Here is a 16,641-nt window from a genome sequence, read left to right as displayed (position 1 = left end):
TTCATTCCTTAAATTGATCAGCTAAGCTAATTTTATCAAATTGTTCCATTAGAAATTCTTTAGCTTTTTCTTTATCTAAAGATAAAATATCCAAAGGTTCACTTAGACTATAAGTAATCTTACTAAAAGGTTTTGGCAAGATCATCTTATCCCAACTTTTAAATTCCCAAAAACGATTTGCTTCATAGTTTAAAATTCTTATCTTTAGTTCTTTTTTTTGAGCCAAAATGATAGAACCATCTGAAATACTATGATAAGGCCCTCGTGGACCATCGGGCGTGATAACTATATCGTCATTTTGTTCTAAAACTTTAAATGCAGCTCTAAGTGCACTGCTAGCACCCCTTGAAGTGCTTCCTCTTACAGTATCAAGACCGAAAAGCTTGATGATTTTTGCAATTTGTTCTCCATCTTTATGGTGGGAGATCATGACATAGGCTTTTTTATTTTTTTGTCTATAATGTCTAAACGCAAAAGGCATGAGTGCTAATTTTCCATGCCAAAAAAGTATCACACCAGCTTTACGGTCAACTTTTTCACCTTTATAGTGCTTTTTGCAGCTTAAAAAAATAAGCCATTGCAAGATGAAAATTATATATGTTAAGCAATGGATTTTAAACGATTTCCCCATATAAAACCATACGCTTTGCATTAGTTATTTTTACTTCTTTAAATTGCCCTAAAAGTTCTTCGCTACCTTCAACTTGAACTAAAAAATTATTATCTGTTCTTCCAGCAATGCTATTGCCTGCTCTTAATTCTTCAAATAAAACTTTAAAAGTTTTATTTTCTTGTTTTTTTACAATTTCATCTAAAATTTCACTATGACGATTTTGTAAGGTGCTAAGTCTTCTTGAAGCTGTTTCTTCATCGATTTGATTAGGCATAGTTGCAGCTTTTGTTAAAGGGCGTTTGGAGTATTTAAAAGAAAAAATTTGTTCAAAACGCACTTTTTCCAAAACATCCATAGTTTCTTCAAAATCTTTTTCACTTTCCCCTGGAAAAGCTACAATAATGTCTGTAGAAATGCTAACATTTGGACAAAGTTCTCTAAGTTTTAAAGCTCTATTTAAATACCATTCTTTAGTATAGCCACGCTTCATAGCTTTTAAAATTTCACTTGAGCCGCTTTGTAAAGGCATGTGCATGGATTTGCAAACTTTTGGATTATTGGCAAAAACTTCTAAAAATTTATCATCCATATGCAAAGGATGTGGACTTGTAAAGCGAATGCGCTCCAAACCTTCTATAGTGCTAAGTTCTTCTAAAAGATCTGAAAAGTCCATTTTTTTATGTTCGTTTCTAAATCTTTTGCCGTAGTTATTGACATTTTGTCCTAGCAAGAAAATCTCTTTAGCGCCTTTTTCAACGGCTTTTTGAGCTTCTTTGTAGATGATGTTAAAAGGTATGGAAATTTCATCTCCTCTAGTATGTGGCACTATACAATAAGTGCAGTGTTTATCACAACCTATGGAGATATTAATATAGGATTTATAAATACTATTTCGAAAATCTGCAAAAGCAAATTCACTTTCATCATAGTTTATGTCCACGCCCATAAATTTTGGAGTTTTTATAGCTTGAGTGATTTTGGAAATATTTCTTGCCCCTAGAACAAAATCCACATAAGGAGCACGTTTGAAAATTTCATTTCCTAAATGTGATGCAGTGCATCCACAAACTCCTATTTTAGCACCTTCTTTTTTAACTTTTTCAAAGCCACCCACTTCTGAGAAAAGTTTATGCACAGGTTTTTCACGCACTGAACAGGTATTAATAAGAATAAGATCTGCTTCTTTGATATCTTCTGTTAGTGCGTAATTTTCTTTTTGTGTTAATTCTGCGATCATATGCTCAGAATCTCTGACATTCATCGCACAACCTAAAGTTTGGATAAAAAGTTTTTTAGCACTCAAAGAATATGTACCTCATACATAAAATCATTATCATCAAGTCCGTATTTTACGGTTCTATGATAAATGCTTACTCCTTTTTTTTCAAAATGATTTACAAGGGCAATGAGTTGTTTGTGTGTATTATCTTTATCAAAATAAAAAAACTTTTGTCCTTCTTTTTCTATAGCCTCTTCGATTTTTTCTAGGCTAATATTTTTAGGTTTTTCATTAATCAAAGTTCTTGCCAATTTTAATTCCATAGCTAAATCCTTAAGAATTTTCATTTTAATCTATAATTTTAGCAAATTTTACTTTTAATTAAACTTATTAAGGATATAATTTTTATCTACATTTTTAAATTTCCCACAAAAAAGGTTTTATAAAATATGGAAAAGATAGCAGATATTATCGAATCTATTGCTAATGAAAAAAATTTAAACTTAGAGAATGTAAGAGAAAAGGTAGCTACCGCTTTAATCAATACTGCAAAAAGAATTTATGGACAAGAATATGAGTTTTTTGTGGATCCTAAAAATTTAAATCTTTATCAAAAAATCACCATAGTAGCAGATAATGACGAGAGATTGCAAAATAAAAGTGAGAGTTTTATCGCGTTAAGTAAGGCAAAATCAGAAGCTCCAGATGTTGAAATAGGAGATGAATTAACCTATGAATGTTCTTTGGAAAATTTAGGAAGAACTGCGGTAAATACCTTGCATAAAGAACTTGAATATCATATACAAAAATTATTAGAACAAACTATTTTTGAAAAATATAAAAACAAAGTAGGGCAAATGGTTTTTGGTACAGTTGTTAGAGTGGATAATGAAGAAAATACTTTTATTGAAATAGATGAATTAAGAGCTTTTTTACCAAGAAAAAATCGCATTAAAGGGGAAAAGTTTAAAATAGGTGATGTGGTAAAAGCTGTGATACGCCGTGTTTATACAGATAAGGGTATTAAAATCGAGCTTAGTCGTACAAGTCCTAAATTTTTAGAATGTTTACTTGAAGCTGAGGTTCCAGAAATCAAAGATGGTTATGTCAATATTATAGGATGTGCTAGAATTCCGGGTGAAAGAGCAAAAATCATTCTTCAGGCCAATGGAGCAAATATCGATCCTGTAGGCGCTACAGTAGGTGTTAAAGGTGTAAGAATTAATGCAGTAAGCAAAGAGCTTCATAATGAAAATATTGATTGTATAGAATTTACAAATGAGAGTGAAATTTTAATTTCTCGTGCCTTGGCTCCTGCTATTGTAAATTCTGTAAAAATTGAAGATAAAAAAGCTATTGTAAGTTTAAATAGCGAACAAAAAAGTAAAGCTATAGGAAAAAATGGTATTAATATTCGCCTTGCTTCTATGTTAAGTGGTTATGAAATAGAGCTCAATGAATTAAGTTCATCGCAGCTAAATAATGCCATCAGCAATGAAGAAGCAATGAAAAATCTTCAGGATTTGTTTAAAATTTAAAATATTTGTGAATTTTCACAAATATTTTTTATAAAACCACCTCCAATAAAATGCCGCAAAGATAAAAATCATACCTAATAAACCTGTAATCAGTTCTAAACTCAAGCCTATTTCAAATAAAAAGCCCATAAGCATTGAAATAATAGCACTAAAACTAAGATAAATCATATCTGTATAAGCGATTACCCTACCATGATATTCTTTGTCAGCATTTTTTTGTATCATGGTGTAGGTATAAGCCCAAAGCGCTGAGGTAAAAAAACCTGCACCAATTAAACCTAAAAAAGAAATATAAAAATTAAATTGAGTTAAAGCCCAAAGTATAATACCAAAACCTTGACCAAGATACATGTAAAATAAATTTTTATCATTAATAAATTTGCTTAAAATCATGGGTCCTATAGCTAAAGAACAAGCACGTACCGCATTTAAAAACCCTATTACTAAAGCAGCGGATAAAACTTCTTTATATTGATGTTGTGCTAAAAGCGTAACCAAGGTTTCATAAGCAGTTAAACCTATAAAAGCATGAAGTAAAATAAGATGAAAAATTATTTTATTATTTAAAACATAGAAAAATCCTTCTTTTATCATGGTAAAAAAGCGACTTTGTGTTTTTTGATGAAAATCAGGAATGCTTAATCTTACTAAAAAAGAAATGCCTATGAGTATAAGTATACAGTCAAATAAAAAAGCGGTTTTAACTCCTAGAAAATAAATAAAAATTCCCGCACTTGCCATACCTGCTGTATAAGAAATCGCCCAAATGACACTGTGCATTTCATTAGCGAGTTTAAGTTCTTGAGGGGTTAAAATTTTGGCCAATAAACTCATTTCAGCTTGAAAATAAATCGAAGCAACACAAAGTCTTATGAAAATTAAAATAAATAAAAGCCAAAGCATGCTAAGACTTGTGACAAAAATAAGACAAAAAATAGAAATTAATTCTATGCTAATCATACTGAGTAAAAGTTTTTTAGGTTTATTTTTCTCTACTATGACGCCATTAATAGGAGCAAGTAAAACTCCAGGTAAAAAAGCAAGCATAGCACTTGTAGCTGTTGCCCAAGTAGGAGCATTAAGCTCAACCAAAAGGGTAAAAACTCCTGTTTGAGAAAACCATGCTCCAAAATATACTATAAACTGAACCGAAGCTAATATTCTGATATTTTTATTATTTTTTAATAGTTCAATGTAATTCATAAGCGAAACTATAGCATAATTTATATTTTAAATGCTATAATTATTTTAATTATGTAAAAAACAAGGAAAAATTTTGAAAAGACTGGATAAAAAAGAAGCTTTAGATTTATTAGATCATGCGAGTTTAACTGAACTTGGAGAAATGGCTTATAAAAGAAAATTAGAACTTCATCCTGAAAAAATTACCACTTTTGTTGTGGATAGAAATATTAATTATACCAATGTTTGTTGTATTGATTGTTCTTTTTGTGCTTTTTATCGCCATCATAAAGAAGATGATGCTTATATTTTAAGTTTTGAAGAGATAGGCAAGAAGATAGAGGAGCTTGAAGCTATTGGGGGTACACAAATTCTTTTTCAAGGCGGGGTGCACCCAAAATTAAAAATAGAATGGTATGAAGAATTAGTTTCTTGGATAAAAGAACATTATCCAAATATCACTGTGCATGGTTTTTCAGCAGTTGAAATCGCTTATATTGCAAAAGCATCTAAAATTTCAATCACTGAAGTGTTAAAAAGATTACAAGCTAAGGGTTTATTTTCTATACCAGGAGCGGGAGCTGAGGTGCTAAGTGATAGGGTGCGTGATATTATCGCACCCAATAAATGCGATACAGCTACTTGGTTAGAAGTACATCGCCAAGCTCATAAAATCGGTATGAAAAGTACAGCTACCATGATGTTTGGAACGGTTGAAAATGATGAAGAAATCATCGATCATTTTGAACATTTAAGAAAATTACAAGATGAAACAGGTGGTTTTAGAGCTTTTATTTTATGGAGCTTTCAAAGTGATAATACTGCTTTAATCCAAAAACATCCAGAGATTATGAAACAAAGTTCTAACAAGTATTTAAGACTTTTAGCTTTAGCAAGACTTTATTTAGATAATTTTAAAAATTTACAAAGTTCTTGGGTGACTCAAGGCTCACTTATAGGCCAGCTTGCTTTAAAATTTGGGGCCAATGATTTAGGCTCAACTATGATGGAAGAAAATGTAGTAAGTGCTGCAGGAGCAAGTTATAGAATGAATCAAGATGAGATGATAAGGCTGATTAGAAGTTTAGGCGAAAATCCAGCTAAACGCAATACCGCTTATGAAATTTTAGAAAGGTTTTAATGCAGTATTTAGAGAGTAGGGGTGTTAAAATCCCTTTTATTTTTGAAAAAAATTCTGATTTTCCCATTGTTGTTTTAAAGCTTGTTTTTAGAAATTGCGCTAGAAGTTATGATGAAATAGCAGGTTTAGCTAAGATGTTTTCACGTATTTTAAATGAAGGCGTGGATGATAAATTTTTTAAGGATTTAGAATTTAGAGCGATAAATTTAGAGGCAAGTAGTGGTTTTGAAAGCTTGGAAATCAATCTTTCTTGCTTGAAAGAAAATTTTGATTTTGCTTTAAAGAGTTTAGAAAAATTGCTTTTAAAACCAAGAATAGAAGAAAAAACTTTGCAAAAATTAAAAATCAATGCCTTAGGTGAGCTCGCGAGTAAAAATAGTGATTTTGATTATTTAGCAAAAAATTTACTCAATACTCAAATTTTTAAATGTAAAGAATTTCAAAGTCCAAATGATGGGGATGAAAAAAGTATAGAAACTTTGTCTTTAAAAGATTTGCAAAATTTTTATAAAAATTTTATCCATCTTAGTGATTTGGTTGTGATTTTAGGAGGAGATTTAGAAGAAAAACAAGCCAAGGAAGATCTTTTAAAACTCTTATCAAAACTTCAAATAGGTAAGAAAAATACTCCAAAAAAATATGAGTTAAGCAAAGACATCAAAGATGAAATTTTGCTACGCCCAGAAAGTGAACAAGCTTATATTTATTTTGCTACACCTTTTTTTGCTGATTTTAAAGATAAGGATTTATATCTTGCAAAAATTGCATTATTTGTTCTAGGGCAAGGAGGATTTGGTTCAAGGATTATGGAAGAAATTCGCGTTAAAAGAGGTCTTGCATACTCAGCTTATGCTATGCTTGATATGAATATGTCTTTTTCTAGAGTTTTTGGATATTTACAAACTAAAAATGAAAGCGCTAAAGAAGCTAAAAAAATCGTAAAAGAGCTTTTTGAAGATTTTATAAAAAATGGCATGACTCAAAATGAACTTGATCAAGCTAAAAATTTTCTCATAGGATCAACTCCTTTGCGTTATGAAAGCTTAAGCAAGCGTTTATCTATGACCTTTAATGAATTTTATCAAGGTTTAAAATTAGGATATTATAAAGAAGAGTTAAAACTTATGGAAAAGGTTAAACTTGAAACCATCAATGCTTATATTAAAAAACATCAAGAGCTTTTAAATATAAGTTTTGCAAGCATACAAAATGAAAATTAAAGAAAGTGATTTTGAATTTTTTAAAAAATTAAAAATTAGAAGTGCTATTGATTTAGCCCTTCTTTTACCTAAAAAAATTGAAAATTTAAATCCAAGTAAAAATCCCAAAGAAAATGAAATTTGCACCCAAAAAATCACTATAAAAAGCGTTAGTTCAAGAAAAAATCAACTTTTTGGTTTAGGTTTTTGTGAAGAATGGCAAGAAAATATTTCTTTTGTGTTTTTTCATCCTAGAGCTTGGCATTTTAGGATTTGTAAGGTAGGAAAAGAGCTTATTTTTAATGCCAAGCTCTCGCGTTTTAATCACGCTTGGCAATTTAACAATCCTAAAATTTTAACTTCTTTTGAGGGTTTTAGTCCAAAGTATCAAATTTTAGGTTTAAAAGATGCAAAAATTGCTGCTTTTATACATAAATATCTTAATTATGAAAATTTAAAAGAAAGTGGCATAGAGGATAAATATATACATTTTCTTTTAAATTTACATACTTATGATGAAAAAAGTTTTTTTATGTTTGAAAATTTGCAAAATTTTAGCAAAGATTTAAAATATATAGAAATATATAATTTTTTAAAGCGTTTAAAAGCTAAAAAAACGCATTTTAAAGCTCATCAAATCAATGTTTTTAATATAGCTAATTGGCTTAAAGATTTGCCTTTTTCTCTTACTAAAGATCAGCTTAACGCCTTAAAAGATATAGAAAAAGATTTGCATTCAAAAGAAGCCAAAAGGCGTGTGATTATGGGTGATGTGGGGTGTGGTAAAACCTTGGTTTTACTCGGTGCGGCTTTGATGGTTTATCCTAAGCAAGCTATTTTAATGGCACCTACTAGTATTTTAGCGTATCAGCTTTATGAAGAGGCTAAGAAATTTTTACCTGATTTTATGAATATTTTGTTTATTAAAGGGGGTAAAAAAGAAAAAGATTTAGAACAAAATATCCAAAAAGCAAATCTTATCATAGGCACTCACGCTTTAATTCATTTAGAAAGTCATAATGCCGTGCTTGTAATGATAGATGAACAACATCGTTTTGGATCAGCTCAGCGTGAAAAAATTCATTCTTTAAATAAACAAGAATTTGCCCCTCATTTTATACAGTTTTCGGCTACGCCTATTCCAAGAACTTTAAGCATGATACAATCTGAACTTTTAAATTTTAGCTTTATTAAACAAATGCCTTTTAAAAAAGATATTACAACTTATTGCATACAAAATGAAGGTTTTTCTAAGCTTAGCGAGAAGATCAAGGAAGAAATTTCTAAAAATCATCAAATTATCATTATTTATCCCTTAGTGAGTGCTAGTGATAAGATTCCTTATCTTTCTTTAGAGCAGGCCAAAGAATATTGGCAGAGTCATTATGAAAAAGTTTTTGTAACTCATGGAAAAGATAAACAAAAAGATGAAATTTTAGAGCGTTTTAGAGATGAGGGAAATATTTTACTAAGCACTACAGTGGTGGAAGTAGGTATTTCTTTGCCAAGATTGAGTATGATAGTGATTGTGGGGGCGGAACGTTTAGGACTTGCTACCTTACATCAACTTCGTGGCCGTGTAGGTCGTGTAGGGCTTAAAAGTACTTGCTATCTTTATACTAAACTTAAAGAAATTCCGAGTCGTTTAAAAGAATTTGCTAGCACTTTAGATGGGTTTAAAATAGCAGAGCTTGATCTTAAAAATCGTTTGAGTGGAGATTTGCTCGATGGTTTTATGCAACATGGAAATGAGTTTAAATTTTTTGATTTTTCTAAGGATGAGGAGATTTTACAAAAGGTAAAAAAAGATTTGGCAAAAAAATTGCCAAATTAATGTCCACCATACTTATAAAGCATATTTTGAAAATGTGAAGCTATCATTTGTGCACGCTGTAAAATAACTGCTTTCATTTCTTCATTATAAACCATATTTAAACTTTCTTCAAAAAGTCCTAGCCAAACTTCAAAAAATTCTTGAGGAAAAGGAGGTAAATCTAGATGTTTTTTTAAGGGTTGCCCATTATAATCACCTTCGCCTAAAAGCATGCCTGCCCAAAAATTTCCTATTTTTGCTTTATGTTCTTCCCATTCTTCATCGTTTGTTCCAATAGCATTGTTAAAAATAGGCCCTAAATCCTTATCTTTTCTAATTTTTTCATAAAATATTTCCATGAGTTTTGCTATGCTTTCTTGATTAATTGTTTCAAATTTCATATAAGCCTTTCTTAAATGTTAATTTTATGGCGTTAATATAGCAAAAATAAGATAAATTAAATTTAACATAAGTTAAGAATGGAAAATGTATATAATGAAAGACTATTTAGAACTTTTATCTAGTGTAGGAAAATTAAAAAAATTTCAAAAAAATAGTATTTTATTTTATGAAGGCGAAGAGGCTAAAAATTTTTTTATTTTACTCAAGGGAAAAATACGCATTTATAAAAGTACATCAAGTGATAAAGAAATTACTTTGCATTATTTTAATCCTCCAAATTTTATAGCAGAAATGCCTGCTTTTAAAAAATTAAATTATCCTGCTAATGCTGTCTTTGAAGAAGATGGAGAAATTTTGGAAATTGATTTTATTAATTTTCAAAATTTATGCAGTGAAAATAAAGAATTTAATTTTTTACTTATCAGCTCACTTTTTGATAAAATCAAAATTTTAGAAAAGAAATTATCTCAAAATGCATTAGATTTAAGGACGAGATTATTAAAGTATCTTTTGGAAAATGAAAAAAATTTAGATACAATTTCACAAAAACAAATTGCAATTGATTTAAATGTTAGAGCACAATCTTTATCTCGAGTGTTAAAAGAACTTAAAATTTCAGAACTTATTGATACAAAAAAAGGTAGAATTGAAATTTTAAATAAAGATATGATCATGAAAGAACTTTGGTAAAAATTTAAGGTAGAGAATGGATTTTGATTTTATATTAGCTCAAGCTCCTGCTTTTTTAACGGCTGCTTGGCTTACGATAAAACTAAGCTTTTTTGGAATTATTTTTTCTTTGATAATAGGTTTGTTTTGTATTTTAATGAGTTATTTTAAAATAAAAATTTTAGAAAATATTTGCAAGCTTTATATAGAGTTTTCAAGAAATACGCCTTTATTAATTCAACTTTTTTTCTTATATTATGCTTTACCTAAATTTAATATACATTTAGAGCAAATTCCACCGCTTGATTTGATTTGCTTAAGCGTAGAAGAAACTTTAAGGCCTTCTTTTGCTTGTGCTATAGTAGGACTTAGTTTTTTAGGAGGTTCTTATATGGCTGAAAGTTTAAGAGCGGGATTTGAAGCCATAAGAAAACAGCAGTTTGAAGCGGGACTTTCTTTGGGTTTTTCAAAATTTGGAAATTTGCGTTATGTGATTTTGCCGCAAGCTTTGGCTATTTCTATGCCAAGTATTAGTGCTAATATTATATTTTTAATCAAAGAAACTTCAGTTGTTAGCATTATTGCCTTGCCAGATTTGGTGAATTTAATGAAGAGTTTAAATTCCTTAACCTATAAGACAGATGAGCTATTGTTTTTGTTGTTTATGGGATATTTATGCATTATTTTGCCTTTGTCTTTTATTTTGCTAAAGTTTGAAAAAAGGTTGCTTCATGCTTGAATTTTTAAATACTGATACGCTTTTAAGACTCTGGCAAGGGCTTTTTGTCACTCTTGAAATTTCATTTATCAGCATTATTATTACTTCGATAGGTGGGTTGTTTTTGGGAATTTTAATGAGTTTTAAAAATACCTATATCTATGCTTTTTGTCGTTTAGGTTTAGAATTTGTGCGTGTTATGCCACTTTTGGTATGGCTTTTTGTGGTGTATTTTGGTTTTCCTAGATGGTTTGGGTGGGATTTGAGTTCTGTAAGTGCAGCTATTATTGTTTTTAGCATTTGGGGTTGTTTTGAGATGATGGATTTGGTGCGTGTTTCCTTGCAGAGTATTCCAAAACATCAGTATGAAAGTGCATCATCTTTAGGTTTAAATACGGTGCAAAGTTTTGTTTATATTATTATTCCACAAGCTATGCGTCGTTTAACTCCTATGAGCATGAATTTACTTACTCGCATGATTAAAAGTACAACCTTTGCTTATTTAATCGGTGCGGTAGAGCTTGTAAAAGTAGGGCAACAAATTATAGAATTTCATAATAGAAATGATTTTGCACCTTTTGTTATTTATGGTTTGATTTTTTTTATCTTTTTTATACTTTGTTATCCCATCACTTTATATTCAAGAAAATTAGAGAAAAAATGGAGCTAAAATGAGCATACTAAAAATAGAAAATTTACAAAAGTATTATGGTTCGCATCACGCCTTAAAAGATATTAATTTAGAAGTTAAGGCTAAAGAAGTTGTGGTGATTTTAGGTCCTAGCGGATGTGGAAAATCTACGCTTTTGCGTTGTATTAATGGGCTTGAAGAGATTGCAAGTGGTAATATTTATATTGATAATGAGAAAATAGATAAAGATTTTAAAGAATGGCCAAGAATGCGTCAAAAAGTTGGTATGGTTTTTCAATCTTATGAGCTTTTTGAGCATTTAAGTGTTGAAGAAAATATACTTTTAGGGCCTATGAAAGTGCAAAAAAGAAAGAAAGATGAGGTTTTAAAAGAGGCTAAAATTTGGCTTGAAAAGGTGGGGCTTTTGCATAAAATTCATGCTTATCCAAGAGAGCTTAGCGGAGGACAAAAGCAAAGAATTGCCATAGTAAGAAGTTTATGTATGAATCCTGAGTTAATGCTTTTTGATGAGGTTACAGCAGCACTGGATCCTGAGATTGTTAGAGAAGTTTTAGAAGTGATGTTAAATCTTGCAAAAGAGGGTATGACTATGCTTATTGTTACCCATGAAATGGGTTTTGCTAAAGCTGTAGCAGATAAAATCATTTTTATGGATGAAGGAAAAATCATCGAAGAAAATGATCCTAAAAGTTTTTTTGAAAATCCAAAAAGCGAAAGAGCAAAGAAATTTTTAAATTTGTTTGATTATCATAAATAGATAAAAATAATATTGGTTTATGATAATAAACTTTACAAGACTAAAATTTTATAGAAAAACTAAAAAAGTCTTGACAAAAATTTTTTTTTGAGTTATAATCTCACTTTTATTTTTGCTGGTTTAGCTCAGTTGGTAGAGCAGCTGCCTTGTAAGCAGCAGGTCGGGGGTTCAAGTCCCTTAACCAGCTCCATTTATTTTAGCAGTGTTTGACCAGAATATTGAAAAAGCAATATTTTTATGGTGAGTTACTCAAGTGGCCAACGAGGGCAGACTGTAAATCTGCTGGCTTTCGCCTTCCGTGGTTCGAATCCACGACTCACCACCATGCTTTGCGGGAGTAGCTCAGTTGGCTAGAGCATCAGCCTTCCAAGCTGAGGGTCGCGGGTTCGAGTCCCGTTTCCCGCTCCAATAATTTAAAAGAACTGGGAGCTGTATTTTAAAACCTTTAACTTACAGTATATATCCCATTTAAGAGTTTTTGTTGTCTGTTATTGTGTATAATTTTTCTGAGCGCTCGTATGGCTCAGAGGTAGAGCACTCCCTTGGTAAGGGAGAGGTCGCGGGTTCAATTCCCGCTATGAGCTCCATGAATTGAAAAAATTATATAGATATAAGACTTGCTTTGCTCAATTTATTTTTTATACGGAGGAAAAAAATGGCTAAAGAAAAATTTTCACGTAATAAGCCACACGTAAATATTGGTACTATTGGTCACGTTGACCATGGTAAAACTACTTTAACAGCTGCTATTTCTGCTGTTCTTTCTAGAAGAGGTTTAGCAGAGCTTAAAGATTATGATAATATCGATAATGCTCCAGAAGAAAAAGAGCGTGGTATTACTATTGCTACTTCTCATATTGAATATGAAACAGACAATCGTCACTATGCACACGTTGACTGCCCAGGTCACGCAGATTATGTTAAAAACATGATTACAGGTGCTGCACAAATGGATGGAGCGATCTTGGTTGTTTCTGCTGCAGATGGTCCTATGCCACAAACTAGAGAACATATTCTTCTTTCTCGTCAAGTAGGCGTTCCATATATTGTTGTTTTTATGAATAAAGCAGATATGGTTGATGATGCTGAACTTTTAGAGTTAGTTGAAATGGAAATTAGAGAATTATTAAGCTCTTATGATTTCCCAGGCGATGATACACCTATTATTTCTGGTTCTGCTTTAAAAGCTCTTGAAGAAGCTAAAGCTGGACAAGATGGTGAATGGTCAGCAAAAATTATGGATCTTATGGCTGCAGTTGATAGCTATATTCCAACTCCAACTCGTGATACTGAAAAAGACTTCTTGATGCCAATTGAAGATGTTTTCTCAATTTCAGGTCGTGGTACTGTTGTTACAGGTAGAATTGAAAAAGGTGTTGTAAAAGTAGGTGATACTATCGAAATCGTTGGTATTAAAGATACTCAAACAACAACTGTAACAGGTGTTGAAATGTTCAGAAAAGAAATGGATCAAGGCGAAGCAGGAGATAACGTAGGTGTTCTTCTTCGTGGTACTAAAAAAGAAGAAGTTATCCGTGGTATGGTTCTTGCTAAACCAAAATCAATTACTCCACACACTGACTTCGAAGCTGAAGTTTATATCTTGAATAAAGATGAAGGTGGTAGACATACTCCATTCTTTAACAACTATAGACCACAGTTTTATGTAAGAACAACTGATGTTACAGGTTCGATTAAATTAGCTGATGGTGTTGAAATGGTTATGCCAGGTGAAAATGTGAGAATTACTGTAAGCTTGATCGCTCCAGTAGCACTTGAAGAAGGAACTCGTTTTGCTATTCGTGAAGGTGGTAAAACTGTTGGTTCAGGTGTTGTTTCTAAAATTATTAAATAATTTAATAAAGCCAAGTTAAAAGCTTGGCTTTAATTTTTTAAGGAAAATTAAAATGAGAATTAAAGTTGGTTTAAAGTGTGAAGAATGTGGTGATATTAATTATAGCACCTATAAAAATAGTAAAAATACTACTGAAAAATTAGAATTAAAAAAATATTGCCCAAGATTAAAAAAACATACACTTCACAAAGAAGTTAAGCTAAAAAGTTAAGCTTGCGCCCTTAGGGCAATAGCTCCAACGGTAGAGCGCCGGATTCCAAATCCGATGGTTGGGGGTTCGAATCCCTCTTGCCCTGCCATAATTAAGGTTTAAATAAATGGAAAAATTAATAACTTATTTTAAATTATCAAAAGCCGAATTAAGGAAAGTAATTTTTCCTTTAAAAGAACAGGTAAGAAATGCCTATATTACAGTTTTTGTGGTTGTTGCGGTGATTTCTTTGTTTTTGGCGTTAGTGGATTGGCTTATGTCCTCTATTGTTTCTGCGATCGTATAAGGAGAGTAAATGAGTACTCATAAATGGTATGCAATTCAAACTTATGCTGGCAGTGAAATGGCAGTTAAAAGAGCCATTGAAAATTTAGTAAAAGATAACGGAATTGAAGAACAACTTAAAGAAATTGTTGTTCCAACTGAAGATGTTATTGAATTTAAGAATGGAAAGGAGAAGATTAGCGAAAGAAGTTTGTATTCAGGATACGTTTTTGCACTTCTTGATTTAAATACAGAGCTTTGGCATCGCATTCAATCTCTTCCAAAGGTTGGTCGTTTTATTGGAGAATCCAAAAAGCCAACCCCTTTAACAGAAAAAGATATTAATTTGATTTTGGAAAAAGTTCACAATCGTGCAGCGCCTAAACCAAAAATTTCTTTTGAAGAAGGGGAAAATGTGAGAATCACAGAAGGGCCATTTGCAAACTTTACTGCAATTGTAGAAGAGTATGATATGGTTCGTGGTTTATTAAAATTAAATGTTTCTATTTTTGGACGCTCAACTCCAGTGGAGATCTTATATTCTCAAGTTGAGAAAATAATTTAATTTATATCAAGTAAGGAGATTTGTTATGGCTAAAAAAGTCGTAGGCGAAATTAAATTGCAAATTGCTGCCACAAAAGCAAACCCATCACCACCTGTTGGCCCTGCTTTGGGTCAGCAAGGTGTTAATATTATGGAGTTTTGTAAGGCTTTTAATGAAAGAACAAAAGATATGGCAGGTTTTAATATCCCTGTTGTTATCACTGTTTATGCAGATAAAAGTTTTACTTTTATTACAAAACAACCGCCAGCTACGGATTTGATCAAAAAAGCAGCTGGAATTTCTAAAGGTACGGATAATCCACTTAAAAATAAGGTTGGCAAATTAACTCGTGCTCAAGTTTTAGAAATAGTAGATAAGAAAATTGCAGATTTAAATACTAAAGATAGAGATCAAGCTGCTAAAATTATTGCAGGTTCAGCTCGTTCTATGGGTGTTGAAATCGTAGATTAATCCTTTCACCGCCAAGGTAAAAGGCGGTAGCACTTTAAAATGCGGAGAAAATAAATGGCTAAGATAGCAAAAAGATTAAAAGAATTATCACAAAAAATTGATTCAAATAAAGAGTATGCTTTAAGCGATGCAATTGATACAATAAAGACTTTAAAGTCTGCTAAATTTGATGAGACTGTAGAAATTGCTTTAAAACTCAATGTTGATCCAAGACATGCAGATCAAATGGTAAGAGGATCTGTTGTTTTACCTGCTGGAACGGGTAAAAAAGTTCGTGTTGCTGTAATTGCAAAAGACGCAAAAGCTGATGAAGCGAAAAATGCTGGTGCAGATATTGTGGGTAGCGATGATTTAGTAGAAGAAATTCAAAAAGGTAATATGAATTTTGATGTTTTGATTGCTACTCCAAATTTAATGGGACTTGTTGGTAAAGTTGGTAGAATTTTAGGCCCAAAAGGTTTAATGCCAAATCCTAAAACCGGAACAGTGACTATGGATGTTGCTCAAGCAGTTAATAATGCAAAAAGTGGTCAGGTAAATTTCCGTGTTGATAAGCAAGGAAATATCCATGCAGGTCTTGGTAAAGTAAGTTTTTCCAAAGAACAATTATGGGACAATGTTAGCACTTTTGTAAAGGCAATCAACAAACATAAACCTGCCGCAGCTAAAGGTAGATATATTAAAAATGCGGCTTTATCTTTGACAATGAGCCCTTCTGTAAAGCTTGAAACACAAGAATTGCTTGATATGAAATAAGAGTTGCTTTTTTGCAACTCTTTTGTTTTAAAATAAACATTTGAAAAAATTTTTGATTTTTTGAGATGTTTATTTTAGATTGAAGATAGTCGAGGCGTAAGCTTAATTGGATTTCCACTCTACTTGAAATCTCAATCGGAAAGGAGAAAATGTGACTAGAAGCGAAAAAGTTGAGATTATTGCTAAACTTGAAGAAGGTTTTAAAGCTAGTGAAGCTATTGTAGTTTGTAATTACAGAGGTCTTAGCACAAAAAAACTAGAAGAGCTTAGAAATAATGCAAGAGAAAACAATGTAAAAGTTCAAATTGTTAAAAATACTTTGGCTAACATTGCTCTTAACAATTCCGGTAAAACAGGTCTAGTTCTTAAAGATACAAATATTTATCTTTGGGGCGAAGATCAGCTAAGTGTTTCAAAAGTAGCTGCTAAATTTGAAGAAAATAACGATAAATTTGAAATCAAAACAGCTCATATTGAAGGCGAAGTTGCAGATGTTGCTAAGGTTAAAGCTCTTGCTAAAATGCCTTCACGCAATGAGTTGCTTGCTATGCTTTTGCAAGTTTGGAATGCGCCAATTACCAATTTCACAATAGGTTTAAATGCGCTTAAAAATAAAAAAGAATCTGAATAAATTAA

Annotated in this window: 19 protein-coding genes, 5 tRNA genes and 1 pseudogene; 20 read left to right on the top strand and 5 right to left on the bottom strand. The window is 31.4% G+C overall.

The window, feature by feature from the left end; translation table 11 throughout:
- Nucleotide 1: 1 nt before the first annotated feature.
- The 3 genes from ELQ05_RS07425 to ELQ05_RS07415 are packed head-to-tail and all read right to left on the bottom strand — an operon-like array spanning nucleotide 2 to nucleotide 2,155.
- Nucleotides 2-631 carry a lysophospholipid acyltransferase family protein gene (locus ELQ05_RS07425; RefSeq protein ID WP_002880682.1) on the bottom strand — a complete coding sequence of 210 codons (630 nt, stop codon included), beginning with the start codon at nucleotides 629-631 and terminating at the stop codon, nucleotides 2-4.
- Complete coding sequence (miaB, locus tag ELQ05_RS07420) at nucleotides 615-1,916, bottom strand: tRNA (N6-isopentenyl adenosine(37)-C2)-methylthiotransferase MiaB (RefSeq protein ID WP_052821683.1); 1,302 nt, start codon at nucleotides 1,914-1,916, stop codon at nucleotides 615-617. Before miaB ends, ELQ05_RS07425 begins: the two co-directional genes overlap by 17 nt.
- Nucleotides 1,913-2,155, bottom strand: a complete 243-nt coding sequence (locus tag ELQ05_RS07415) for an HP0268 family nuclease (RefSeq protein WP_002851103.1) — start codon at nucleotides 2,153-2,155, stop codon at nucleotides 1,913-1,915. Before ELQ05_RS07415 ends, miaB begins: the two co-directional genes overlap by 4 nt.
- Nucleotides 2,156-2,281: 126 nt before the next feature.
- Between ELQ05_RS07415 and nusA the strand changes: the two genes are divergently transcribed.
- A complete protein-coding gene (gene nusA, locus ELQ05_RS07410; protein ID WP_002859895.1) occupies nucleotides 2,282-3,370 on the top strand; it encodes a transcription termination factor NusA in 1,089 nt (362 codons plus the stop codon).
- Between the two features lie 15 nt (nucleotides 3,371-3,385).
- Here nusA and ELQ05_RS07405 read toward each other — a convergent pair whose 3' ends face one another.
- Entirely contained in the window at nucleotides 3,386-4,573 is a 1,188-nt protein-coding gene (locus ELQ05_RS07405; RefSeq protein ID WP_070316527.1) for an MFS transporter, read from the bottom strand.
- A gap of 73 nt (nucleotides 4,574-4,646) precedes the next feature.
- Between ELQ05_RS07405 and ELQ05_RS07400 the strand changes: the two genes are divergently transcribed.
- The 3 genes from ELQ05_RS07400 to recG are packed head-to-tail and all read left to right on the top strand — an operon-like array spanning nucleotide 4,647 to nucleotide 8,726.
- On the top strand, nucleotides 4,647-5,693 hold the full coding sequence (locus tag ELQ05_RS07400; protein WP_070316528.1) for a dehypoxanthine futalosine cyclase: 1,047 nt from the start codon (nucleotides 4,647-4,649) through the stop codon (nucleotides 5,691-5,693).
- Nucleotides 5,693-6,913 (top strand): pitrilysin family protein, encoded by a 1,221-nt coding sequence (locus tag ELQ05_RS07395; RefSeq protein WP_096702947.1) that lies wholly within the window; start codon nucleotides 5,693-5,695, stop codon nucleotides 6,911-6,913. The genes ELQ05_RS07400 and ELQ05_RS07395 overlap by 1 nt, the downstream gene beginning before the upstream one ends.
- Nucleotides 6,903-8,726: an ATP-dependent DNA helicase RecG gene (recG, locus tag ELQ05_RS07390; protein WP_134240052.1), complete on the top strand. Its 1,824-nt coding sequence runs from the start codon at nucleotides 6,903-6,905 to the stop codon at nucleotides 8,724-8,726. The genes ELQ05_RS07395 and recG overlap by 11 nt, the downstream gene beginning before the upstream one ends.
- On the opposite strand, the gene ctb is transcribed toward recG, so the two are convergent.
- Nucleotides 8,723-9,106: a truncated hemoglobin Ctb gene (gene ctb, locus ELQ05_RS07385; RefSeq protein WP_052806201.1), complete on the bottom strand. Its 384-nt coding sequence runs from the start codon at nucleotides 9,104-9,106 to the stop codon at nucleotides 8,723-8,725. The two genes, recG and ctb, sit on opposite strands and share 4 nt — an antisense overlap.
- A gap of 94 nt (nucleotides 9,107-9,200) precedes the next feature.
- Here ctb and nssR point away from each other — a divergent pair, with 94 nt between their 5' ends.
- From nssR to rplJ, 16 genes and pseudogenes are all read left to right on the top strand, one after another.
- Complete coding sequence (gene nssR, locus ELQ05_RS07380; protein WP_070316531.1) at nucleotides 9,201-9,797, top strand: nitrosative stress-sensitive transcriptional regulator NssR; 597 nt, start codon at nucleotides 9,201-9,203, stop codon at nucleotides 9,795-9,797.
- Between the two features lie 16 nt (nucleotides 9,798-9,813).
- Entirely contained in the window at nucleotides 9,814-10,515 is a 702-nt protein-coding gene (locus ELQ05_RS07375; RefSeq protein WP_002858512.1) for an amino acid ABC transporter permease, read from the top strand.
- Entirely contained in the window at nucleotides 10,508-11,164 is a 657-nt protein-coding gene (locus ELQ05_RS07370) for an amino acid ABC transporter permease (protein WP_070316532.1), read from the top strand. The genes ELQ05_RS07375 and ELQ05_RS07370 overlap by 8 nt, the downstream gene beginning before the upstream one ends.
- Nucleotide 11,165: 1 nt before the next feature.
- Nucleotides 11,166-11,926, top strand: a pseudogene (locus tag ELQ05_RS07365) (amino acid ABC transporter ATP-binding protein).
- Nucleotides 11,927-12,017: 91 nt separating this feature from the next.
- Nucleotides 12,018-12,093, top strand: a tRNA-Thr gene (locus ELQ05_RS07360).
- 49 nt (nucleotides 12,094-12,142) lie between these two features.
- Nucleotides 12,143-12,228, top strand: a tRNA-Tyr gene (locus tag ELQ05_RS07355).
- A 6-nt stretch (nucleotides 12,229-12,234) separates the two neighbouring features.
- Nucleotides 12,235-12,311: transfer RNA gene (locus tag ELQ05_RS07350), tRNA-Gly, on the top strand.
- Nucleotides 12,312-12,415: 104 nt separating this feature from the next.
- Nucleotides 12,416-12,490, top strand: a tRNA-Thr gene (locus ELQ05_RS07345).
- Nucleotides 12,491-12,558: 68 nt separating this feature from the next.
- On the top strand, nucleotides 12,559-13,758 hold the full coding sequence (tuf, locus tag ELQ05_RS07340) for an elongation factor Tu (RefSeq protein ID WP_002855271.1): 1,200 nt from the start codon (nucleotides 12,559-12,561) through the stop codon (nucleotides 13,756-13,758).
- 52 nt (nucleotides 13,759-13,810) lie between these two features.
- Entirely contained in the window at nucleotides 13,811-13,969 is a 159-nt protein-coding gene (gene rpmG / locus ELQ05_RS07335) for a 50S ribosomal protein L33 (protein ID WP_002793551.1), read from the top strand.
- Between the two features lie 12 nt (nucleotides 13,970-13,981).
- A tRNA-Trp gene (locus ELQ05_RS07330) sits at nucleotides 13,982-14,057 on the top strand.
- Nucleotides 14,058-14,075: 18 nt separating this feature from the next.
- Nucleotides 14,076-14,255 carry a preprotein translocase subunit SecE gene (secE, locus tag ELQ05_RS07325; RefSeq protein WP_002854985.1) on the top strand — a complete coding sequence of 60 codons (180 nt, stop codon included), beginning with the start codon at nucleotides 14,076-14,078 and terminating at the stop codon, nucleotides 14,253-14,255.
- 9 nt (nucleotides 14,256-14,264) lie between these two features.
- Nucleotides 14,265-14,798 carry a transcription termination/antitermination protein NusG gene (gene nusG / locus ELQ05_RS07320; protein ID WP_002851098.1) on the top strand — a complete coding sequence of 178 codons (534 nt, stop codon included), beginning with the start codon at nucleotides 14,265-14,267 and terminating at the stop codon, nucleotides 14,796-14,798.
- 25 nt (nucleotides 14,799-14,823) lie between these two features.
- Complete coding sequence (rplK, locus tag ELQ05_RS07315) at nucleotides 14,824-15,249, top strand: 50S ribosomal protein L11 (RefSeq protein ID WP_002779452.1); 426 nt, start codon at nucleotides 14,824-14,826, stop codon at nucleotides 15,247-15,249.
- Nucleotides 15,250-15,303: 54 nt separating this feature from the next.
- Nucleotides 15,304-16,005 carry a 50S ribosomal protein L1 gene (rplA, locus tag ELQ05_RS07310; protein ID WP_002854928.1) on the top strand — a complete coding sequence of 234 codons (702 nt, stop codon included), beginning with the start codon at nucleotides 15,304-15,306 and terminating at the stop codon, nucleotides 16,003-16,005.
- 151 nt (nucleotides 16,006-16,156) lie between these two features.
- Nucleotides 16,157-16,636, top strand: a complete 480-nt coding sequence (gene rplJ, locus ELQ05_RS07305; RefSeq protein ID WP_002858610.1) for a 50S ribosomal protein L10 — start codon at nucleotides 16,157-16,159, stop codon at nucleotides 16,634-16,636.
- Nucleotides 16,637-16,641: the final 5 nt, after the last annotated feature.

This window comes from Campylobacter sp. US53, from assembly GCF_004378995.1.
GTDB classification, from domain to species: Bacteria; Campylobacterota; Campylobacteria; order Campylobacterales; family Campylobacteraceae; genus Campylobacter_D; species Campylobacter_D jejuni.
The sequence above is the reverse complement of the archived record's forward strand: the minus strand, read 5'-3'. Positions and strand labels throughout refer to the sequence as shown.

Excerpts from the sequence above, each read along its gene's own strand:
- ELQ05_RS07425 (WP_002880682.1), bottom strand. The coding sequence starts at position 631 with ATGGGGAAATCGTTTAAAATCCATTGCTTAACATATATAATTTTCATC.
- ELQ05_RS07415 (WP_002851103.1), bottom strand. The coding sequence starts at position 2,155 with ATGGAATTAAAATTGGCAAGAACTTTGATTAATGAAAAACCTAAAAAT.
- nusA (WP_002859895.1), top strand. The coding sequence starts at position 2,282 with ATGGAAAAGATAGCAGATATTATCGAATCTATTGCTAATGAAAAAAAT.
- ELQ05_RS07405 (WP_070316527.1), bottom strand. The coding sequence starts at position 4,573 with ATGAATTACATTGAACTATTAAAAAATAATAAAAATATCAGAATATTA.
- ELQ05_RS07395 (WP_096702947.1), top strand. The coding sequence starts at position 5,693 with ATGCAGTATTTAGAGAGTAGGGGTGTTAAAATCCCTTTTATTTTTGAA.
- recG (WP_134240052.1), top strand. The coding sequence starts at position 6,903 with ATGAAAATTAAAGAAAGTGATTTTGAATTTTTTAAAAAATTAAAAATT.
- ctb (WP_052806201.1), bottom strand. The coding sequence starts at position 9,106 with ATGAAATTTGAAACAATTAATCAAGAAAGCATAGCAAAACTCATGGAA.
- nssR (WP_070316531.1), top strand. The coding sequence starts at position 9,201 with ATGAAAGACTATTTAGAACTTTTATCTAGTGTAGGAAAATTAAAAAAA.
- ELQ05_RS07375 (WP_002858512.1), top strand. The coding sequence starts at position 9,814 with ATGGATTTTGATTTTATATTAGCTCAAGCTCCTGCTTTTTTAACGGCT.
- ELQ05_RS07370 (WP_070316532.1), top strand. The coding sequence starts at position 10,508 with ATGCTTGAATTTTTAAATACTGATACGCTTTTAAGACTCTGGCAAGGG.
- tuf (WP_002855271.1), top strand. The coding sequence starts at position 12,559 with ATGGCTAAAGAAAAATTTTCACGTAATAAGCCACACGTAAATATTGGT.
- rpmG (WP_002793551.1), top strand. The coding sequence starts at position 13,811 with ATGAGAATTAAAGTTGGTTTAAAGTGTGAAGAATGTGGTGATATTAAT.
- secE (WP_002854985.1), top strand. The coding sequence starts at position 14,076 with ATGGAAAAATTAATAACTTATTTTAAATTATCAAAAGCCGAATTAAGG.
- nusG (WP_002851098.1), top strand. The coding sequence starts at position 14,265 with ATGAGTACTCATAAATGGTATGCAATTCAAACTTATGCTGGCAGTGAA.
- rplK (WP_002779452.1), top strand. The coding sequence starts at position 14,824 with ATGGCTAAAAAAGTCGTAGGCGAAATTAAATTGCAAATTGCTGCCACA.
- rplA (WP_002854928.1), top strand. The coding sequence starts at position 15,304 with ATGGCTAAGATAGCAAAAAGATTAAAAGAATTATCACAAAAAATTGAT.